The sequence below is a fragment of the Paenibacillus sp. SEL1 genome (assembly GCF_054602535.1).
In genome coordinates, this window is sequence record NZ_CM137723.1 from 2,741,050 (window position 1) to 2,757,620 (window position 16,571).

The following is a 16,571-nucleotide window of genomic DNA, read 5'->3' on the forward strand; positions in this document are numbered from 1 at the left end:
GCATCATCTCCCCGGATTTCTCCCCTGATTATAGACTTAACTTAAGTAATCCGGGGGTGGAGCTAATATAGGAAGCATCATTCACGATACCAATCATTTACGACGATAATGATTCACGACGCAAATCATTCACGGTACAAATCATTCATAATCTAAAACGTTAACGGCATGAATGAATACATTCTAATCTGCTCCTTCAGCATATGAATGGGCTCCCACATCATGGGCTGTAATGGTGCTGCTTGCCGAGGCCAAGCCCCGGATTTCCTGAGCGGTTAGGGCTCTGTTGTAAATAATCAGTTCATCCACTGCACCGTTCAGGTAGGGATCATCAAACTGGGATTTCCCAATGTAGTTCCGGTCTGTCAGTCCAAGGCTGGAAGGCTTGAGCGTCATGTTCGTGTTACGCGTCGCCTCTACACCGTCCAGATACATCATTCCAGTATTGCCTGACAAAGTCACGGCGACATGCTTCCAAACCCCTGTTGCCAGCTCTGGCGCATTCAACTGTTGTTCCTCTCCGTTCCCCGAGACGGTGATAGCAAAGCGCATACCGGTTCCCTCGGCTTTGGGTGTCAAAAACATATACCGATTCGTGCCTGCTCCAAAATCAAACAGGCGTGCCCAGCCGTTATGCGTGTTCACCCGTACCCACGCGGCAATCGTAAAGTCATTTAGGCTGCTAACGATACCACCGGGCAGGCTAGCATAGGCGTCTGTACCGTTAAAGTGCAGGGCATTGCCTTTCCGTCCAGCTCCCCACGCCCCTCCATTTACACTGGCCTGCTGTCCATAACCTGACGAATCGGCTGCGGTAGATCCGGCCGTTTCGTCAAATTCATAACGGGCTACAATGTCTCCGGCGGGAGACGGGTTGTCTGTACTCGACTGGATACGGATATCATAGTTGGCTGCCGTACCGATATTCAGTCTGACCATGGTCGTAGAGCTGTTAGCAGCCGTGACTGATCCGTTTATTGTGCCGTCTACGAGCACGTCATACGTACCTGCCGCAAGTCCGGTCAAGCTCATAAGGGTGGTGTGAGTCGTGCCTGGGGTCATGTTTTTCAGCTTCAGGCGGATGCTGTTCTTGGACTTAGACACGATGGCCGAGCTATATTGGTCCCGATTCAGCTCCAAACTCAGCTTTTGGGTGATCAGATGCAGTCGCTGGAATACACCGTCCTTTGGAGTGATCGCGTAGCTGTTATTGCTTTCTGTAACGTCACAGCCATAGCCGAACAAACCGAATATTGGATCTACAGCAACATCCGAGCTTAGGATTTTAATGGCTCCAAATAGCCCCAGGTCGGCTTCCCCGGACATCCCGCGCCATCCGTTAAAGAGGGGGCCGCCGTCCAGACCGAGTGCGCCATAATTGCCCTTGCCCGCCTGATATGTCCACGATACCGCCCCGATATTGGCAGGATCAGAGCTGATCTGTCCCGAGTTAATCGCCCCGATGTTCGCCAGCTTGGCGGCATAGGACAGACGCTGATCCACTTCGGGCTTGGACGAATGCCGACGTGTCCAGTCATCCATCGCATAGCCGGCCAGTGAAGTGGTGTACTGGAAGTTCCACCAATTCTCTCCGGTGATGGTGACCGGATCGGCGTAATAGTACCAGACAGGCATCTGACCGCGTGCAGCACGCGTTTTGGCGTTGATTTTGCTCATCATGGTCGTGTTGTTGTTCATTTTGGCGAGTGTATATACGGCTTCCTCACCTGTATTGTCATAGTTATACTCAGAGCCATAAGGATAGGTGGTGTTTTTGAAATTGTTGTACTTGGTAGTCATTTTGGCAATCAGGTCGTTAGCCTCTGTGGTCAAGCCTTCTTCCTGAAGCGCTTTAATCATATCAGGTGTAGTTAGCTCACCTATGAGTCCCGTGTTCCAATTATAAGCAACAGGGCCTTCATACAACGCTTTAAAAATACGATAAGCACGTAGCAAATATGTGTTTTTGCTATTGCGATAGCTGATCAGGTTGGGATACAGCTTGGCAAGTTTATACATGCTAAAAAATGTATTATAAATGTGCGGATAGGCATAGCCCCGGTACGTTGGTGTCGTATTAGGCTGGGGCATCAGGAAATCAGGAACCAGATAATCGGTATGATGGCCTTCCATCAAATTCGTCCAGATGGCCACCTCCAAATAATCATCGACTGCCTTGATTTCAGATGCTACGGGCTTCTGAACGTTTTTCTCTGCCAGAAACTGGCCGTGAGTTAGTCCCCAATCATCACCCCAGCCCCAGTAGCCAGCAAAGCTGTTGCGTTTGGCCTTGTATTGCATCATCCAGTCATCAAAGACCTTGTCCCTCAGGTCGCCCGGCACGTTCCATTGGGTGCTGTTGACCATGAAGGTAGAGTGACGCTGAAGTGCAGCTTCGACTGGCTCGATGGCATAGAACTGGAGAACGGTTTTTTCGCCGTTACCATAGTTTACAGTAATATTGTTATGTCCCAGTCGTCCCAGGGTAAGTTCATATATTTTATGGTTTGTAGGGGCTGTTTCCAGATAGCTGATGGTCGTTTCGGACGGATATTGCGCTGTGACAGAGGTAATGGATTTGCTGGTATGCAGATCGAATTTGGCCTTGAGATTGGTCGGGAAAATCATACCCGGAACCACGGTCACATCCACATGTCCCTCACTGTACAGCCTGTCCTTTACAGCCTGCTCGTCCGCTACTTTATAAAATTTAAAGGCATACGTTTTGCTTTCACCAGGAGCCAGCGACAGACTGGTGCTTCCGAGATAACCACGGTTGGTGCTCTTGATGACATTGGAGTGGATATAGAACACATTCAGTCCTTCGGACCAGCCACCTTGCTCCATAGCCCAAGTGCTGCCGGGATGCTCCTCAGTTCTCCAATGGTCCTGATATTCGAGACCAGCACCCGTTGAGGTATCAGGGATTAGCAGTACATACGGTCCGATGCCGCTAGGTCGTCCGGCGGTAATAAAGGAGCTATTATGGCCTACAAAGGAGTGTGAGAGTACTCTGGTTTCATAAATTTGTTCATTATTGCCACCGGACCAGTACTCGTTAAACGGAAGCGGCAGTCCCCAATCTCCGATCTCCAGCGTTTGATTAGAGGTGTTTGTTACTTTCATTTGCCAATGCAAATAATCGTTAACCAACGAATACGTTTCATGTAAAATGAAATTACGTATTCCCTGATTGTTTGATGAATTCTGATAGGCTACCTGGACACTGTTTCCAGAAGAGGTGATCTGGCGCGCATCAGCAGAATTACTTGTCCATGCCCGAGTCCACGCTCCATTGCCGAGACGATAGGTGAACATGAGTTCACCCAGCCACTGATGATCCGACGTATTCTGTTTAGGTGCGTTGGAGCTGTTCATGACATAGTTGGTATTAAAAGTGTCCCCTACCAGCCGTAAGGAAGAGAGATCGCCGTAATCTCCGACAGAGATGGAGAACACTTGATTAGATAGTTGTACTGCCATGCTATCAACCTCCTAACAAAGGTTCGTGAGCGTGCTCACTACGTTAATATATGTGTGAGAAATACTTTTGCTACCCTATGTATGAGAATTGATAGAAAATAGATTCATATAAATGTCCTAGAGGGCGCTCAATCGTGGAGGTAGAGGTATTATGAAAATTAAAATGGAGTTGCCGAAGATTCCTGTCGACTTGCCCGTATTAAATGAAGAAATGTATTCCTTACGATCCAAAGGCGAATATCGTATGGGGTCTGTAGAGGATATGATTTTGGATAATGTGGAAGCGGTTAAGGTTTCATTAGAGAAGATGACTTTTAAAAATGTAACGATCATGGAATCGTCATTGCCGGAAAGTGAATGGACAGACGTCATTTTTGATAAATGCGATCTGTCTAATGTTCATTTTTCCGGTTCCTTTATCCATCGGGTAGAGTTCAGGAACTGCAAATTGCTTGGAACAGACTTTTCCAGAAGCAGGCTCCAAAACGTTCGTTTTTCGGATTGCTTAGGGGATTATTCGATGTTCCGTTTTGCTAATTTTAAGCAAGTTGGTTTTGAAGATTGTTCTTTAATAAGTGCCGATCTGTATCATTTAACACTACAAAAAACCTTTTTTAACCGTTGCAATCTGGATCAAGCGATGCTATCCGGATCCAAGCTCAAAGGGATTGATCTGAGCGATTGCGAATTTGATGGGTTACAGGTGGATATAGAAGATTTGAATGGCTGCATCATTTCACCGCATCAGGCTTCATCATTTGTGGGCCTTTTGGGGCTAGTGATTAAATAAGGGGTTCTTCCTGATTTTTATTACGCTCTCATGCCTGGCGCAGATGTTTAATATGATGTTTGCTTATCCGTAAGGGGTCTATGTTCCGCCCATAACAAAAAAAGATCCGCCTAAGCGGATCTCCAGATTGTCGAGAAACCCCCTGTTTTTTTGCAGGGGGTTTAAAACTGTCTTAGTGGTCTAAAAACTAGGGTCCTCAGATCGTTTTAAATCGATTTTTGTTTTAAAAGATGCGTCTCCCCATATAAAAATAGAAGTGTCGAAAAGTCCTCTGGACTTTCTCGACACTCTGAAGATCCGCCTAAGCGGATCTCTTGCATTTATTGATAGCTTATTTTTTTTTAATAACCGGCCGTACAGGCTTCGTTGTCAAGACATTAAGCGCGTCACGCACTTCAGTGGCGAAAACAAGCGGCTTTTCTACTTTTTCGAAGTGGATGTACCAGAGATTGGGGTTATCGAATAGCCAGTGATTGTGCAGTGCCGTTACTTTGACACCATGTTTACGAAGTCGAGAAATAAATGGATTAATTTCTGCGGTCAAAATCACGGTTTCACCAAGACATAATCCTTTTCCGTTACGGCCAATACTTTCGAAAGAAAAAGCTTGGGGGATTGCAAGAAAGGATCTGGTCTTTTTCCCTAAAATGATCGGCTTGATGTTATTTCTGACTGTAGATGCAGTACAAACTCCGTTAATGATTTGAGGTGTTGCTTTTAATATAGCTGCAAACTGTCTACAAAGCGGACTAATTGCCATTTCTCTCACTCCAATTCTTTTGAATTACTAGCATCATATGAAAAAGTAAGGGAATGGGAAGGGTAAGTCTTCTTTATCATTAGTCTAATTTGCTATATACAAAGTACGAATGGAGCACCCTTTTAAAGCCTCAGCTTTGCTCCGTGATACTCATGTTTGATACTGTCCCATGCCTGGCGCAGACGATTAAACCCTTCCATAATTTGTTGCTCCGTTAAATGGGCAAAGATAAAGCAGGCTGATGGAGGTCCCGGTGTCAGTTGGTAATCGGCGGCATCACGCCAAGCGACTCCGTAAAATCGTGCTGTCCGCATCATATGATGATACTGGGCAGACTCATGCTTCCAGATGGCATAGGCATGTAGTCCGCAATCGTTCTGATGCCAGTGAAACAGTTCACTTAACTGCTGTATTTCACGCTGAAACACGTCGTAGCGTGATCTGTATATTCGAGTCATCCGACGCACATGGCGTACATAGTCGCCGCGCATCATAAAACGTGCCAGTGCGCGCTGTTCTAAGCGGGCAGGCGGCAGGGGATCATATAGTCGTTTGGCAGCTGTCAGCGCTTGGGCCAATTCAACGGGCAGAATCGCAAACCCAAGTCGAAGGCTGCTGAACATGCTTTTGGAAAAGGAACCGACATAGATCACACATTCCGCGCGATCCAGTGCTTTTAATGGTTCAATGGGTCGTCCTGCCCAGCGGAATTCACTGTCATAATCGTCCTCAATGATCCACGCTCCCTTGGATGCTGCCCATTGCAAAATGTGTTGACGGCGTGCTAATGGCAACACAGCACCCGTTGGAAACTGACGTCCCGGCGTAACAAACAGCAATTTGGAATCCCAATCCTGTGGGACAATTCCATGTTGATCCATTTCAGCAGCGTGTATCTGTCCGCCTGAGGCAGTAACTGCACGGTAGATGCCGGAATAACAGGGATTCTCCAATACAATTCGATCTTGTTCATGAATAAGCAACTGACTTAATAACGTGATCACTTCCATGGAACCACTGCATAATACGACTTGATCCGGCGTGGCCGTAATTCCGCGTGTCCTGCCAACATGATGGCAAATCGCTTCACGCAGCCATTCATCACCGCTCACTGGTGCAGTCGTCGCGTCAGCCGAGGGCTTTTGCAGATCTTTTCCAGCGGCAGTCATTGCGCTTTTCCATGCGATCTGTGAATTGCCCTCCAATACAACTTCTCCTGCCTGAAAAGAAATCAAAGGCGGTTGCGCACTGTCTCTATCTGTAGCAGAAGCAGGAGACGACTGTAAGTTTCGTTCCCTTTCGATCTGCATGATTCGTTGTCCCCATGCTGACAGAGCAGGGGCTTTTTGTTTTGCAACAGGTGAATTTTGGTTCTGCTGGTTGATTAGAGATTTGTCGGGCAGCATCGCAGTCTGTTCCATAACAAAGGTTCCTCTGCCTACTACCGAATCCACATATCCTTCTGCCAACAGCATATCGTAGGCTTCTTTAACACTCCCTCGCGAAATTCCATACATCACAGCCAGATCACGAGTAGAAGGCAGACGCGTACCACTGGCAAGGGAGCCATTGAGGATTCCCTCACGAAGAGCATGATACAATGCCAAATATTTTAAATGATACTTTTGAAGCGCACGCTGATAAGCAATTGTAATATCCATACTCTTCTCCTTCGATTGGACCACTCATTTTCATTCATATTGGATCTTTTTATGAATCCATTTTCAACATAATCTGAAATGTATCATTGGTCAATAGATGGAAGGAGAGTCCCTTGTGAGAAGAAAAGAATTTACGGTGGCAGAACAAGAGGAAATAGAGCAGTTTCTGAGCGAGGTCAGTTTCGGATTTTTAGGCATGAACAGCGAGGATGGTTTTCCGCGTGTGGTTCCCTTAAACTTCGCTTATGGAAATGGCGTTTTTTATATTCATGGCAGCCGTGCTGGAGAAAAGATGGAACGGATGAAAGAGGATAATCGGGTTACTTTTTCAGCCGCCAAAGAATATGCGCTCATTCCGTCTTATTTTACGGATGAACATATGGCATGTCCTGCGACATCATTTTTTAAAAGTATTACCGTGCGTGGTCATGCGGAGCATGTAGTGGATTTGGAAGAAAAAGCATCGGCCTTTTCCATTTTTATGAGTAAGCTGCAACCGGAAGGCGGGTATGACACGATTGATGCCAGCGATTCTCGGTATGCTTCACGCTTGAAAGGGGTCGCTCTGATCAAAATTGTACCAGAGGAATGGACTGCCAAGTTTAAATTCGGTCAAAATGTCAAAGATCAGGAACGTCAGCAAATTATCGACGGCTTGCAACAACGGGGGCTGGATGATGATCTGACAACGATTGAGATGATGCGCAAATATTGTCCTCATCATTGATATATATCGAAAGTCAGGATTTTGCAAAATCCTCAATTATAAATATTTGAATTCAACGTAATAATTCCTGCTCGCTCACCATCCAATTGGTTAATTATACCTTGTAGGCAGTTGCCCTTGATTTTCCAAAACTTTCAGTCCTTCTGTATTAGGACTTTTGAAGGACAGGTATATATCATCCTCAAGCCCATTGTTCTTACTGCAAAGGAACTTTATAATACGATAGATTTGTGGCGTAAGGGGGCAAGACCGTGATGAGAGCAGGAGTCAGAAGTCGGGAAAGTCGAAGGTTGTTACTGGAAGCGGGGGCTGAAGAGTTCGCTCAGACGGGGTTTTATCAGACTAAGGTAAGTTCGATCGCGGCACGTGCAGGATTGACGCAGCCGGATTTTTATATTCATTTTGAAAGCAAGGAACAAATGTATGAGGAGCTTGTGGAGAGCTTTCGTACTTTGGTGAATGATACGGTACAAAGCATGAAGATTGGCCCAGACCAAAGCGAGGCTGAAATTTTGAGACGGGGACAAGTGTTTCTGGAAGCTATTTTTCGCGTGTTATCTAACAATCCGGCGATCACTCGTGTCGGATTTTACCAGGCGGCAGACTCGGTGCGCATTAAGGCGGAAATGGCCGAGCATATTAAAAGGCATCTGCTGGCGGCGCAACGATGGGGCTCCTGCCGTGAGGAACTGGACCCTGAACTGACAGCAGAATGCGTGATCGGCTTGATTGAACGGCTGACGTTAACTAAATTGCTACCTGGACGTGAAAGTCCGTCTGTGCTTGCCAAGCAGGCACGAAACCTCCTGTATCACGGCATGCTCGGGTCCGAAGAATAACAGGACTATACAATCCCAACCTAGATTTGGGCGGCAGGCGCGGCATTTGTCCCTATCATGAATGATGGCATAAGCATAAGATGCTCTTGTAAACCATGAAGGGAGGAATCACCATGTCTGGAGTAGGCGCTGGTTATGGAGCTTTTACATCTACAGGAGCGATTCTGGTACTTTTCATCCTGCTCGTTATTATTTCCAAAGCATTCGTCATCTAATTCGTAGCTCATGAATCTGATTTCGGGCGATTTGTTGTAATCGACAGAGGGAGGAGGAACTTAAGATGGGTGAAGTAGAAAGAGGTTGCGGTGGTGGTGGCTACAACATGTTTACTTCCACTGGTGTTATTCTGGTACTCTTCATTTTGTTGGTTATCATCACACGTACCATTTTCATCTAAAGCGATATTCATGGGCTTGAGCACCGATGCTCGGGTCTATGACCGTGCAAGCCAAACTAGGAACCGTCTCTAATAGAGGCGGTTTCTTTTTTATATAAAAGTTTACGTTGACGTTAACGTTATAGAGGCGTAGTATTTATATATAATCTTTTTCATAAGGTGGGTGTCATGGTTACGTATAAAATTGATGAGGTCGCCAAGCAATGTGGTCTGACGAAGCGAACCATTCGTTATTATGAGGAAATCGGCTTATTGCCCTCTCCGCAGCGCAGTGAAGGGAATATGCGCCTGTATTCGCAGGAGGATGTGGATTTACTAAAAAAAATAGTGAGTGCCAAGGAAGTACTTGGATTCTCCTTGCAAGAGCTTCAGCGTTACATGTCCGCAGCGGAAATGCTTAAGGGTCAGCGGGAGGAATATCGCGAGCGAACAGAGCATTTGCAACCGAACGAGCGACGGGCCATGTTGGAGGATATGGAAAGTACATTGAATGAACAGTTGGAATTAATGGAGGGAAAAATCAACAGCATCCGTATGCTCCAGACTGAGCTGGAGGAGTTGCGGGTTAGGGTGCGTGAACGCAAGGTTCTTCTGGATGAGGAACTTGATCACGACCCGTCATAACAAGAACATTTACATTCAGATGTGGAGGTAACATCATAATATGAGTTCACAACATGCATTACCTGAAGAGTTAAAAGAACGCTCGGGCTTGCTGTCTCAACCCAAAGCGGTGTGGGCAGTCGCCTTTGCTTGTGTTATTTCATTTATGGGTCTGGGATTGGTCGATCCGATTCTTCCGGCCATTGCCGATCAGCTTCATGCTACGAAAAGCCAAGTGTCATTGCTGTTCACCAGCTATAATCTGGTAACAGGCGTTGCGATGCTGATTACGGGCGTTGTATCTAGTCGATTGGGTGTCAAATGGACACTACTAACCGGGATTTTGCTTATTATTGTGTTTGCCGGACTGGGCGGCACAGCCAATACAGTTGGCGGAATTGTGGGCTACCGGGCAGGCTGGGGTTTGGGGAACGCTTTGTTTATCGCAACAGCGTTGTCTGCGATTGTAGGTCTGTCCACTTCTGGAACAGCTAAAGCAATTATTTTGTATGAAGCGGCATTGGGCCTTGGGATTTCAGTGGGTCCGTTGCTGGGCGGTGAGTTAGGTTCCATTTCCTGGCGCGGTCCGTTTTTCGGTGTAGCCGGACTGATGGTAGTGGGATTTTTGTTCATTACGTTTATGCTGCCTTCGATTCCAAAGCCCAAAAAACGCGGTTCCATAGCCGATCCATTCAAAGCGCTCAGTTATCCGGCTTTGCTCACGCTCGGTATTGTAGCGTTGTTATATAACTTTGGATTTTTTACGTTGATGGCGTATTCTCCATATGTAATGAATCTGGACGAGCATGGTTTAGGTTATGTGTTTTTTGGCTGGGGAATTATGCTGGCCTTTACCTCGGTGTTTGTAGCACCGAAGATTCAAGCACGCTTGAGCGTGGTATCTTCCATTAGTATCATGCTGACGCTGTTTGCCATTGATTTAGGTGTTATGGCGATTGGGACGATAGCTGGTTCGCCAACGACTGTCATTGTCGCCGTCATTGTAGCTGGTATTTTTCTGGGAATTAACAATACATTGATTACAACTGCTGTTATGCAGGCTGCTCCAGTGGAGCGCTCGACAGCATCTGCGGCCTACAGCTTCATGCGGTTTTTGGGCGGGGCAATTTCGCCGTGGCTTGCAGGGAAGCTGTCAGAGTGGTACTCAGCAGAAACCCCGTTTTATTTTGGAGCATTGATGGTACTGATTGGTGTAGCTGTGCTGATCGTACGTCGTCGACATATGCAGGATATTCAAGTGGATGCACACTAAAATTGGACTTCTGAGGAGGAAAAGAGTATGAGCGAGTACAAACATATTCTAGTCGCGATTGACGGTTCGGAACACGCGATGAAGGCGTTGGAGACAGCCAAAACGTTGTCTAAGCAGCTTCAGGGGAATCCGCATCTGACTGTATTGCATGTAAACCCGGCTTTATCCATGAATGAGCCGCCGGTTGGGGTTGATGTGGATGAGCGGATCGAAGAGGAAGGTCGTCATATCTTAGAACCTGCATCCGACTATTTGAAGGACCAGGGTATATCTTACCGTATGCTGGCGGGTCACGGTGATCCGGCCAGTGTCATTTGCGAAAGTGCAAAGCAGGAAAAGACGGATTTGATCATTATGGGGACGCGGGGCAAAGGACTTGTTTCCGAAATGATACTGGGTAGTGTGAGCCATCAGGTGATTCAGCATGCACCTTGTCCGGTGTTGACGGTAAAATAGATGGTAAAAGAACGTTGATATCCAGAGAAGGAGGGAAAAGCATGCAGCAACATTTATTTATTGGTGGAGAATGGAAAGCTGCTTCATCGTACACGACGTTGAAATCACCGTATTCCGGGGAAATCATTGCTGAGGTGGCAGAGGCCACGTCAGAGGATGCCAAGACTGCTATTCAAGCGGCCTCTGATGCACGCTCGGAGATGCGGGCCATGCCAGCGCACCAGCGGTCAGCCATTTTGGAGAAGCTGGCTAACCTGCTGGAAGAGCGGCGTGAGGATGCAGCGCGCATCATTGCACGTGAAGCGTCCAAACCATGGAAGGCTGCGCTGACGGAGGTTGATCGGACGGTGCAAACCTACAAGTTCGCAGCTGAAGAAGCCAAACGGATTCACGGGGAAACCATTCCGCTGGATGCCGCACCGGGCGGCGAGGGTCGTATGGCCTACACGCTCAAAGAACCAGTAGGGGTAGTCGGAGCTATTACACCATTTAACTTCCCGATGAATCTGGTCGCTCATAAAGTGGGTCCCGCGCTGGCAGCAGGCAATACGGTCGTATTAAAGCCTGCGGAGCAGACGCCGTTGTCGGCTTACTTGATTGCGGAGCTGCTGGAGCAGGCTGGGTTGCCTGCGGGCGCTCTTAACGTGATCAGCGGCGATGGTAAAACCATTGGCGACGTACTTGTCACTGATCCGCGCGTCAGCTATATCACTTTTACCGGTAGCCCGGCGGTCGGTACAGAAATTCGCTCCAAGGCTGGCTTGAAGCGGGTCACGCTGGAGCTGGGTTCCAACGCGGCCGTTATTATCGACCGTGATACGGATGTGGACGCGGTCATCGACCGTTGTGTGAGTGGAGCCTTTGCCAATCAGGGACAGGTGTGCATATCGGTTCAGCGTATTTACGTTGTTGATGAACTGTATGATACCTTTGTATCCCGTTTTATAGAAGCAACTCAACGTTTAAAAATTGGAGATCCGCTAGAGCCGGACACGGATGTATCCGCGCTTATTTCAGCCAAGGATGTCGAACGTGTCCGTGAGTGGCTGGAAGAAGCGGTTCAAGCAGGCGCAAGGATCGCTCTGGGTGGCCAAGCCAAGGGAGGTATTTTGGAGCCGACGGTTTTGCTTAATGTGGACCCGACTGCCAAGGTGTCCTGTCGTGAAGTGTTTGCCCCGCTTGTGCTGATTCATTCTGTTAGCTCTATAGATGAAGCCGTAAACCATGTGAATAATTCGATTTATGGCCTGCAGGCGGGAATTTACACGCGTGATATCACGACCGCGCTGGATGCAGCGGACAAGCTTGAGGTGGGCGGCGTGGTAATCAATGACATTCCAAGCTTCCGTGTCGACCATATGCCGTATGGTGGTGTGAAGCAAAGCGGCACTGGACGCGAAGGCGTAAAGTACGCCATGGAAGAGATGCTGGAAACAAAGCTGATCGTTATTAAACGGTAGTAGTTATATAAAAGCCTATCTGAAGGACATAGATAATACGTTTTGCGTATGTCTGCTCATTAGATGGGCTTTTTTTCACCTTTTGCGCGATTTTCAGATGAAAATAAAGTTTTAGACCGTTGGAACTGTTCCACCGTCAATATTATATTCACTTCCTGTAATTGAAGCGGCCCGGTCGGATACCAGAAAAGCAACAAGCTCAGCGACTTCTTCTGGTAGTCCTGGACGACCAATTGGAATTCCTCCCAACGAGTCCATCAGTTGCTTTAATGCACTTTCTCGGTCACCTGTCGTTTCAGCAATCCGATCAATCAAACTTTGTGCTGCCTTCGTTTCGATAAAGCCTGGCGCAACTGTATTAATACGAATGCCTTGAGGCGAAAACTGCTTGGATAACCCTTTGCTGTAAGTAGTTAAAGCTGCTTTGGCTGCAGCATAGGCCAATGTTGCATCATATAGCGGCAAGCGACGTTGAATAGATGAAATATGAATTATAACACCGGAACCCTTTTCCACCATAGCCGGCAGCAGTCCACGGTCTAAACGGACGGCAGCAAACAGATTGGCGTTAAAAGTTTGCTGCCAATGCTCGTCTGTCAAGATAAGAGCTCCCCCGGATGGGGCTGACGAGCCTCCAACATTGTTGACAAGAATATCTACACCGCTTAGGCGCTCAAGAACACTGTTTACTACTTTATCTACACCTTCAGGCGTACTAATATCGGCTGGAATAAACAGGTCTGGATTTTCTAAATTAGCTGGAGTAGTTCGAGCCGTAGTTATTACGGTAGCACCTGCAGCTGTAAGTCTCTTAGCAATAGCCTCTCCCATTCCTTTGGTACCGCCTGTGACCAAGGCCCTTTTGCCTTTAAACTCACTTAAAATGCTTTCTAATTGAAAACTCATGCGAATAATTCCTCCTAAATTCTACAATGTGGTTGAGAGATACCTCTAGGTATCTCCACTTCGAGTTCACTTGTCTTGCGAACCTTACAAACTATCGACAATGACACCCCGGTACCGCCCTCCGCGCAGTCGATGTTTTAGGGCTTTTTGATAGGCTGGACTAAAGTACCAAGCTTGTGCTTCCTCAAAAGTGGGAAATTCCAAGATGGCCAGCCCTTCAATAGCGGGTCCTTCGAGAACTTGGTATGCGCCATACATTGCTAGGGGGTTGACGGAATGTCCCGCCAAACCTGCCGGTGCCAACTCAGAATAGAGTTGGAGTTCAGTTTGATCGGTACTCTGTTCACGTATAAAAACAACATAAGCGGGCATATTCGTTGTCCCTTTCTTATTTTTTTAATACCTTTATGGAAGTGTAATAATCAGTTCTTTAATTTTATTGTTGTTTACTAGAAATTGATGTTTAAGTAGGAGTGGATCGGGGAGATTTGATTTATCAAAGTCTCCGTCTACTTTCGCAATTACGACGATGGTATTATTACTGTCATCCATATCCACGATCTCAAAGGTGACATTCGGCCCCAATATTTCTGATTCACACCATGATTTTATGGCTTCCATACCTTTGATTTCGCGATGATTATCCAAGATCAACGCATCTTTATCGAAAGCGGAAGTAAGTACTTCAAGCTGGGATTTGTTCGCTGATGTAAAATAAGTTTCTACTGCCGGTGGCAGGGTTCTATGTGGATTCATTGATCCTTCAACCTCCTATGGTGAGTATGTTGTGAGCGATAACTTCAAACTCATCATAGCAGTAATAATATGACTACATGGTGTCATATTATAGAGGATCATTTAAATTTCTTTTCATCGTTTCTAAATGAGACAATATTCTTGTACGTACTTGTTCGGGGCTAACCTCTATAAGGAGGGGACCAAAGGACAGCAGATAACTGTCCAGCCAATTGCCTACAGGAAATTGTGCTGTGACGGTATAAGAGCCGTCTTCCTTCTGAGTAATTGTTTTCTCGGCAAATTCATCGTATACGCGGTAAGCTCCTTGAGCAGAAATGTGAAGAGTTACTTCAATGGTATGAAGCAAGTCGTTCATCTTTGTATCTGTAGATGCTACGACTGTTCTTGGCTCATAACTAGTTTCGGTAACTGCAATCTCTTTCATTCGGCTAATCTTAAATACACGATGACTTTCGGTATTTAAACAGTAACCTTCCACATACCAGGATTTATCTTTAAACAAGAGCTTGGCAGGTTCGACGCTACGATAACTCTGTTCCCCGGCGACGTTATAATAGCGGAACTTTATAACACGGTTTGTGATTATTGCGTTGCGTATAAGAGTGAATAGCTGTCTCTGGCTGTTTTGGCTTCCCCATGGCGAAAAATCTACTTCGATCCAGTTTCCCATGTCTTTTTTAAAAAGCCTACTCAACTTGTTTAGCACTACTTCTACCTGTGGGATGGTAGCTGTAGCCACACTCTGAAGGGCCATTAAGATATCATCTTGTTCCTGCTCGGACAGTAAAGAGGTGTTAAAGACATAACCCTCCATCAATGATATTCCGCCCCCCTTGCCTCTACTGCTGTAGATGGGAATCCCAGCTGCGCTTAAGGTATCTATGTCCCGATAAATCGTTCGTGTGGAAACCTCAAAATGCTCTGCCAATTCATCAGCAGTCACTTTTTTCTTATGGAGTAACATATAAACGATTTCAAAATGTCTGCTTAACGGCATACGCTTCACCTCTCTCGGTAGCATACACCTTATAACATGTCATATTAAGTGATTATTGACATCACACCTTAATAGACATCAACTGGGAGACTTTATTTTCTTTGAACAGCGATAATAACACTGCCTTGGGATCAGATCTTTAAATAATCTTTTTGACAAGTTGAACAAAAAGCACTTGCAAAGTAAAAAGGAATAAACTATACTGAGGCCAATCATTAGTAATTGATCAATCACTAACTGTAGTAACAAGCAACGGAGGTGATATTCATGAGCAGGATACCGCTCAAGTTTACTGAACGTATCTTTATCGGAACTATGGATTGAGCATATTCAGTTAATTGAAGGAGTACGAAGTTAAGTAATTGATCAATCACTTATTTTAAAGTAAATGGAGGAGAGAACATGAAGCATCTTATTATTTACGCACATCCATCCGAGGGAAGCTTTAATCATGCAATTTTGACCACAGCAGTCGAGGGGCTGAAGCAAAAAGGACATGATGTGGTTGTTCGTGATCTATATGCAATCAACTTTCAACCTGTGATTAGCAGCAGGGAGGTCATTGAAGGAATCGGAGAAGATGTTGTACGGGAACAGGAATTTTTGCAATGGGCAGAGGTAATCACCCTTATTTATCCGATTTGGTGGACGGGGATGCCAGCCATTATGAAAGGGTATATAGACCGCGTATTCTCTTACGGATTTGCTTATAAATATGTAAATGGAGTGCAGATGGGATTACTCAAGGGTAAGAAAGCCATTATCCTCAATACACAAGGAAAATCACATGCGGAATATGCCAGCAATGGTATGGATCAAGCTCTTCGCTTGACGTCTGACAAAGGCATATTTGAATATTGTGGACTTGATATCATGTATCATCTATTTTTCGAGTCGGTACCCCAATCTGATGAAGATACGCGTAAGAAGTGGCTTCGCCAGATTGCAGACATGGCCAGCAAAGCCTAATATTTATGTTCAGAGCCAGAGGATTATGCATTAGGTGAATCGAAGTAGCCAGTGGCTAACCCAAAAGGCATCGCGTGCATCTACAGGCGATGCCTTTAAGCAACGATCTGTTTACCATTCACAGTAAATATTCCCCATAGATTAACAACATTACTCACTTCAGTAGTGGTTGCAAAATGTGGTTGTAACGACCCCATCGAACGATGAGAAGAATGTTTAGACAAGGTGTGTATCTCTCCTTTAAATTGAATTTTGCAACGATCCCTATTGTCAGCCCGTTAATTAAAAAAGGCAGCCCATCCCTTCTGAACGGCTGCCTTTAATTATTTTTGAAGTTGACTTCAATAAAATGAGAGGTTACTCATTTGTAGTTCTATATGCGCCTGTGCTGCCCTTTTCGGGTTGATTTTAATTTTACAGAGCGCGAGTAACGGAGAAGAAGGCAATCATTTGATTGGTATCGTATATGGACTTATTGCAGCAACTTTTTA

16 protein-coding genes are annotated in these 16,571 nt (G+C 46.0%); 9 read left to right on the forward strand and 7 right to left on the reverse strand.

The window, feature by feature from the left end; translation table 11 throughout:
* Positions 1 to 183: 183 nt before the first annotated feature.
* Positions 184 to 3,483, reverse strand: a complete 3,300-nt coding sequence (locus ACYCSE_RS12530) for a DUF5695 domain-containing protein (protein ID WP_459702405.1) — start codon at positions 3,481 to 3,483, stop codon at positions 184 to 186.
* 151 nt (positions 3,484 to 3,634) lie between these two features.
* Here ACYCSE_RS12530 and ACYCSE_RS12535 point away from each other — a divergent pair, with 151 nt between their 5' ends.
* Positions 3,635 to 4,273 carry a pentapeptide repeat-containing protein gene (locus tag ACYCSE_RS12535; protein WP_235307190.1) on the forward strand — a complete coding sequence of 213 codons (639 nt, stop codon included), beginning with the start codon at positions 3,635 to 3,637 and terminating at the stop codon, positions 4,271 to 4,273.
* 331 nt (positions 4,274 to 4,604) lie between these two features.
* On the opposite strand, the gene ACYCSE_RS12540 is transcribed toward ACYCSE_RS12535, so the two are convergent.
* On the reverse strand, positions 4,605 to 5,033 hold the full coding sequence (locus ACYCSE_RS12540) for a DUF1259 domain-containing protein (RefSeq protein WP_061831282.1): 429 nt from the start codon (positions 5,031 to 5,033) through the stop codon (positions 4,605 to 4,607).
* Positions 5,034 to 5,155: 122 nt separating this feature from the next.
* Entirely contained in the window at positions 5,156 to 6,694 is a 1,539-nt protein-coding gene (gene pdxR / locus ACYCSE_RS12545; protein WP_459702406.1) for a MocR-like pyridoxine biosynthesis transcription factor PdxR, read from the reverse strand.
* A gap of 115 nt (positions 6,695 to 6,809) precedes the next feature.
* On the opposite strand from pdxR, the gene ACYCSE_RS12550 reads away from it, so the two are divergent.
* The 7 genes from ACYCSE_RS12550 (at position 6,810) to ACYCSE_RS12580 (ending at position 12,449) form a co-directional block, all read left to right on the forward strand.
* The gene (locus ACYCSE_RS12550) at positions 6,810 to 7,421 is read left to right on the forward strand and encodes a pyridoxamine 5'-phosphate oxidase family protein (RefSeq protein ID WP_061831284.1); all 612 of its coding nucleotides are present in this window, start codon (positions 6,810 to 6,812) and stop codon (positions 7,419 to 7,421) included.
* A 254-nt stretch (positions 7,422 to 7,675) separates the two neighbouring features.
* Positions 7,676 to 8,260 carry a TetR/AcrR family transcriptional regulator gene (locus ACYCSE_RS12555; RefSeq protein ID WP_459702511.1) on the forward strand — a complete coding sequence of 195 codons (585 nt, stop codon included), beginning with the start codon at positions 7,676 to 7,678 and terminating at the stop codon, positions 8,258 to 8,260.
* A gap of 113 nt (positions 8,261 to 8,373) precedes the next feature.
* The gene (locus ACYCSE_RS12560) at positions 8,374 to 8,475 is read left to right on the forward strand and encodes a hypothetical protein (protein WP_014599460.1); all 102 of its coding nucleotides are present in this window, start codon (positions 8,374 to 8,376) and stop codon (positions 8,473 to 8,475) included.
* 350 nt (positions 8,476 to 8,825) lie between these two features.
* Positions 8,826 to 9,281 (forward strand): MerR family transcriptional regulator, encoded by a 456-nt coding sequence (locus ACYCSE_RS12565; protein ID WP_459702407.1) that lies wholly within the window; start codon positions 8,826 to 8,828, stop codon positions 9,279 to 9,281.
* Positions 9,282 to 9,321: 40 nt separating this feature from the next.
* Positions 9,322 to 10,533 (forward strand): MFS transporter, encoded by a 1,212-nt coding sequence (locus ACYCSE_RS12570; RefSeq protein ID WP_459702408.1) that lies wholly within the window; start codon positions 9,322 to 9,324, stop codon positions 10,531 to 10,533.
* Between the two features lie 27 nt (positions 10,534 to 10,560).
* On the forward strand, positions 10,561 to 10,989 hold the full coding sequence (locus ACYCSE_RS12575) for a universal stress protein (protein ID WP_235307195.1): 429 nt from the start codon (positions 10,561 to 10,563) through the stop codon (positions 10,987 to 10,989).
* A gap of 41 nt (positions 10,990 to 11,030) precedes the next feature.
* Entirely contained in the window at positions 11,031 to 12,449 is a 1,419-nt protein-coding gene (locus tag ACYCSE_RS12580; protein ID WP_459702409.1) for an aldehyde dehydrogenase family protein, read from the forward strand.
* A 111-nt stretch (positions 12,450 to 12,560) separates the two neighbouring features.
* Here the strand turns inward: ACYCSE_RS12580 and ACYCSE_RS12585 are convergent, their stop codons facing one another.
* From ACYCSE_RS12585 to ACYCSE_RS12600, 4 genes are all read right to left on the reverse strand, one after another.
* The gene (locus ACYCSE_RS12585; protein WP_336077976.1) at positions 12,561 to 13,355 is read right to left on the reverse strand and encodes an SDR family oxidoreductase; all 795 of its coding nucleotides are present in this window, start codon (positions 13,353 to 13,355) and stop codon (positions 12,561 to 12,563) included.
* An 84-nt stretch (positions 13,356 to 13,439) separates the two neighbouring features.
* Positions 13,440 to 13,727 (reverse strand): DUF1330 domain-containing protein, encoded by a 288-nt coding sequence (locus ACYCSE_RS12590; protein ID WP_165178959.1) that lies wholly within the window; start codon positions 13,725 to 13,727, stop codon positions 13,440 to 13,442.
* A gap of 33 nt (positions 13,728 to 13,760) precedes the next feature.
* Positions 13,761 to 14,111, reverse strand: a complete 351-nt coding sequence (locus ACYCSE_RS12595; RefSeq protein WP_061831292.1) for a nuclear transport factor 2 family protein — start codon at positions 14,109 to 14,111, stop codon at positions 13,761 to 13,763.
* Between the two features lie 88 nt (positions 14,112 to 14,199).
* Positions 14,200 to 15,111, reverse strand: coding sequence for a helix-turn-helix transcriptional regulator (locus ACYCSE_RS12600; protein WP_165178961.1), 912 nt, complete (start codon positions 15,109 to 15,111; stop codon positions 14,200 to 14,202).
* A gap of 402 nt (positions 15,112 to 15,513) precedes the next feature.
* Here ACYCSE_RS12600 and ACYCSE_RS12605 point away from each other — a divergent pair, with 402 nt between their 5' ends.
* A complete protein-coding gene (locus tag ACYCSE_RS12605; protein WP_459702410.1) occupies positions 15,514 to 16,080 on the forward strand; it encodes an NAD(P)H-dependent oxidoreductase in 567 nt (188 codons plus the stop codon).
* Positions 16,081 to 16,571 lie beyond the last annotated feature (491 nt).